We start from the raw sequence: 4,536 nt of genomic DNA on the forward strand, positions 1-4,536 counted from the left end.
CGCGAAGTCGGCGCCCGCCCGCGTCGAGCGAGGCGACCACGCGCCCTCGGTGCCCACCGGTCTGAAGACCACGACACGGACGACCGGCGTCGAACTGACGTGGAAGGCGCCGGCCTCGCCCATCGCACTGGACCTGACGCGCTACCGGATCTACCGGGGCAGCCGGCTCGTCGACGAGGTCTCCGCCCGTCAGACGTCCTTCACCGACACCAGGGTCAAGCAGGGCACCTCGTACGCGTACACCGTGGCCGCCGTGGACCAGGCGGGCCACCAGTCAGCCCGGTCGGCTCCCGCCACGGGCGCCGCGCCGGCCACCGGACTGGCCCCGGCGCCCGTCACGGGACTGGCGGCGGCCATGACCGGCACCGAGATCGGGCTGACCTGGGCGCGGAGCCCGGAGGACGATGTCGACCGCTACCACCTCTACCGGGGCCTGCCGGTCGACGGGGCGTGGCAGTACGAGCAGTGGGCCGATGTCCGCCAGAGCTGGGAGGACGAGCCGACGCTGTCCCACTTCCAGGAGATCTACGACCTCCAGGGCGGGACCGTACGCTGGGCCGTGGTCGCGGTGGACCGCTACGGCAACTCCCGTTTCGACAGCGGCGAGGACTTCTCCCATGTCGAGGTGATCGAACCGCACCCTGCTCCCTGAGCAGTCAAACAGGGGCTTCACACCCACCCGAGCTGCCCGCGGCCACCCCGGCCACAGCCAGAGGGACCGCGGGCAGCTCAAAACTCGGGCACACAACACCGCTTCGCCCAGAAACCGCCAGCCGCAGCGCAGCGCCCATGGGCTCGCCCCCGGGTGGCTCGACACCGACCTTGGCGAGCACAGGGTCGAAGCCGCGATCAGCCAGTGCCAACGCGTACGCGAACGGCTTGGAGATCGACTGGATCGTAAACTCGGTATCGATGTCGCCGGCACCGTAGACCTCGCCGTCAACGGTGGCGAAGACCGCGCCCGAGGCGCTCAGGGTCCGCTGCCGCAAGCTCAGGGATGTAGTCCGCCGGCTGTCCAGAAGTGTCCGACTCGACGTCTCCGAGGGCCTCGGCCAGATAGTCGGGAATGACCGACCGCATGCGTCCTCCTCCATACCTTTCGGGCGATGAATATGCTGGGGCGTCAGCGCTGAGGCCACCGTGATGCGTGTGCCTTCCTGACACTCGTCGGCGCCTCACCGAATCACAACGCCGATGCGTGAACCGTAGCCGCAGCCCTCGTACTCGGCCCTCCTCTGCTCAGCCACGCGGCGTAGCTGCTTTGGGTAAGACGAACCCCGCCAAGTCGGTAAGCAAGTGCTCGATGGGGGTTGACGCAGGCGTGCGAGCAGATCGCGGCACTGGCAGGATGCAGCATCAGTACCGTGAGCCTCGCTATCAGTGAGGGCGGAATCCCTCAACGATCGCGTCGACCAGCCCTTCCAGGGACTGTCTCTTTGATCCGTCCGTGAGACCGTCGTGCTCGTGATCGAGTCTTGGGTGATCAATGACGACAGCCCTGTCCCCGTATCGTCCGCGGTGATGCTGGAAACTCTTCGGTCAAGGATCGACAGCGGGCAGCTTGAGACGTGGCTGACCAGTTCGTCCGGACGGTCGCCAGCCTTCGTGACGAACACCGAGCGCGCGATGGTGATGCTCCTCGAAGAGGAGGGCGATCCCGGCGAGCATGCCGTGTCCCCCGGAACTGAGGGAGCGAGCGACAGGTTCGTCCTCAGGACGACGAGTACCCGGATGAGGACACCATCCCTATCCGCGAGGCGTTCAGGCTCGTGGAACACGTTGTCGGCACAGGCTCTTGGCCTGCGGACGCGTGTTGGGTGGCCGATCGCTGACAGCAGTCTATCGCCGGGCCCAGATGAGGATCGCGGCGAGGTGGAGTGCGGCCTGGAAAGCGATGGCGAGTTTGCCGGTCCGCATGGCCAGGCCGCTCCGTGGAACCGCCGGGCGCGCGGGAGAGGCCAGCACACCAGTCCGGCCGGTGCTCCGCACTGCCGGCAGTCCCGCAGGCCGACGACCGGGCTCACTCCGGGGTCGTCCTCCCCGGGGCGCAGCGGGCTCACCGTGTAGCGCTGCCAGTCCGGCGGATCGGATTCATCCACCGGCCGCGGGGTTTCCCGGTACTGCACCCGTTCGGCCAGGTCCAGCACAACATGTCCGTCCGCGCACGCCGCCTGCGCCCCCGGCCCCGCATGCGCCTCCGCCCGTGCCACGTGCGCCGAACAACGCTGCCGCGGTATCTGCGGCGACAACCGCCCGGTCGCCCCGTCCCGCGCCGGCGACGCCTCGTCAAACCGGTCCGGCCGTACCGGGCCTCTGGGCCGGGCCGTGTGCCGCCGGTCAGCCGGTTCCCTGCCAGACCAGCTTGGCACCCTGGGTCCCGGCGAAGGCGGGGTCGGTCCAGCCGGGCGGGTGGACCGCGTCCCGGAGCCGGGCCTCGGTGGAGGTGGTGTAGGTGCCTTCCCGGGCCGGCAGCGAGACGGGGAAGGGGCCGCACACGGTGATTCTTCCGTCCCGGTGCATCGGGATCGGACAGCGGCGGAGTGTCGATTCGTGCCGGGTGGACAGAAAGGACCCCTTGGCCTCCGCCGCGCGGTCTTCGCGCATCAGCCAGAGCCACACGACAGCGTTCTGCTGCGGAAGAAGGTCGCCTTCGGGCACCGCTTTGACTTTGGCGGAGATGAAGAGCTTGTTGCCTTTGCGCTCCAGGCACGGTTTCAGGGACAGGAACGCCTGCGGTATCGGCCGCCAGTCCGCAGAGCACGTCAGAGCCAGTGGTGCGGGAGTGGAGAGGGCCGGGGCGAGGCGGCCCGCATCGTCGTGGTCCCAGGCGGCGAAGCGGATGCCCGTTGCGGCAGCGGCGGTGAGGACGACGGCAATGAGGGCGGCCCGCCACCGTGCGGGCCGCAGGATGTGTGCATGTGCCCGCTGAGGAGCGGCGGCTGGTGCCGGCTGTTCCGCAGCGGAAGGGCTGACGGTGTCTGGTGCATCGGCGGGTCGCTGAAGCTGCCGCCCGGCGGCTCCCTGCGCTGCGACCGGGCCGGTGCCGGGGGCTGTGCGGTTTTCTCTCCAGCGGATGACCTCCTCTCTCCAGTCTGTTCCCGCCTCGGTCTCCAGGCGCCCGGCGAGGGAGACGATCTCCCGGCCGATTCCGGGAAGTCGGCGCGCGGACTCCGGAGCCTTGCCGGCCAGCGCCCGCCCGATGGCCTCGCAGTCCTCCACCGCCGGGAACCTGTTCCGCTTGACGCCCGGCCGCAGCTGGTCCGCCCCTTTCGCCCAGTACGACAGAAGCGGACCGTCGATCTTCCTCGGCGCCCTGCGTCCGGCTCGCTCCAGTGCCTGACGCTCCAGGTCCAGGGCGCGGACGACGCCCTGCCGCGATGCCCGCTGCCGCCCGTCTGTCGCCTCCCTGAAACAGGCCGCCCAATCCTCCAGGGCCGTGGCAAGACGGTCGGCTAACTCCACGAAGAGCGGGGTCGGTTCCTCCGGCACGTGCTCTCCCCTTCCCAGGGATGTGTCGTTGCGGGGCAACGGAAGAAGCCGCAGGTTACGGAGGTGCAACGTGCACTGCAAACCTCCGGCCGCCGGAACCCTGGCACCGCCCGGCCGGACTGCGCAATGGTCATGTCGGCGGCGTTCAGCACGCCGCACCACCCCACTTCCTCCGGTTCGGCTGTCGCAGCACCGTGCCCCGGCGCGGCCACACACCGCGGGGGAGTCACCCGAAAGGATGACCACGCATATGACCGGCATCATTCACCCGACCCGGTGGGCCTTGCCCAGCGCCGCGGTCTCTCTCACCCTCCTCGCGGGCATCGCGGCAACCGCATCCGCTGCCGCAACGGGCCCCACCCCTCCCACCACCCACACCCGGGCGCACGGACCCAGCACCGCAGCAGCCACTCACTCCGCATCCCGCGCAGTCCACCTGAAGTTCGACAAATCCTCCCCCTCCTCCTCCACCCTGTCCGTCCTCCAGGGCGGCACCGTGAAGGCAACCTTCCGCGCCGGCTCCGGGAGCATCACGAACGAGTGCACGACGGGCAAGGGCTGGCTCCCCAACGGCACCTACACACTCGGACAGCACACCAGGACGTACGACGGCACGAAGATCAAGGGCTACGCGATCCGCCTGCCCGACAAGAAGTGCCACAACGGCACCGGCCGCGCCCGTACCGCCCTGTTCATCCACAGCGAGATGAACCGCAACGGCAGCCAGGGCAGCACCGAACAACGCCGGTGGACCGACACCAACCCGAACGACTTCTACTCCGAGGGCTGCATCAAACTGCGCCCCGCGGACATCAGGAGCCTCTTCAACCGGCTCGACCGGATCGGCTGGCCCACGACGCTGACAGTCGTCAGCTGACCCGTGGCAGCACACCGCACCCCTCGCTTCCCTCTCCCGCTCACCCGAAGGACATCCGTGCCAGCCATCTCCCTGTCCCACACCGCCCTGCAGCGCGCCGTAGCCGGCGCCATGGCCCTTGCGTCGCTGACCGTCCCGGGCCCCCTCCTCACACCCCCCGCCCATGCCGC

General features: G+C 69.4%; 3 protein-coding genes and 1 pseudogene. 2 read left to right on the plus strand and 2 right to left on the minus strand.

Annotation, left to right across the window (positions count from 1 at the left end):
- Positions 1–652 (plus strand): fibronectin type III domain-containing protein (locus FF041_RS28910; protein ID WP_407698206.1); only part of this gene is annotated, 652 nt, incomplete at its 5' end.
- Between the two features lie 148 nt (positions 653–800).
- On the opposite strand, the pseudogene FF041_RS28915 reads toward FF041_RS28910, so the two are convergent.
- Positions 801–1,080: pseudogene (locus tag FF041_RS28915) on the minus strand (glutaminase); the annotation flags it as partial.
- Positions 1,081–2,337: 1,257 nt separating this feature from the next.
- Complete coding sequence (locus FF041_RS28920; protein WP_153525540.1) at positions 2,338–3,489, minus strand: hypothetical protein; 1,152 nt, start codon at positions 3,487–3,489, stop codon at positions 2,338–2,340.
- Positions 3,490–3,739: 250 nt separating this feature from the next.
- Here FF041_RS28920 and FF041_RS28925 point away from each other — a divergent pair, with 250 nt between their 5' ends.
- A complete protein-coding gene (locus FF041_RS28925; protein ID WP_228388694.1) occupies positions 3,740–4,366 on the plus strand; it encodes a L,D-transpeptidase family protein in 627 nt (208 codons plus the stop codon).
- Positions 4,367–4,536: the final 170 nt, after the last annotated feature.

The sequence above is a fragment of the Streptomyces jumonjinensis genome, assembly GCF_009600885.1.
Classification (GTDB): Bacteria; Actinomycetota; Actinomycetes; order Streptomycetales; family Streptomycetaceae; genus Streptomyces; species Streptomyces jumonjinensis.

Excerpts from the sequence above, each read along its gene's own strand:
- FF041_RS28925 (WP_228388694.1), top strand. The coding sequence starts at position 3,740 with ATGACCGGCATCATTCACCCGACCCGGTGGGCCTTGCCCAGCGCCGCG.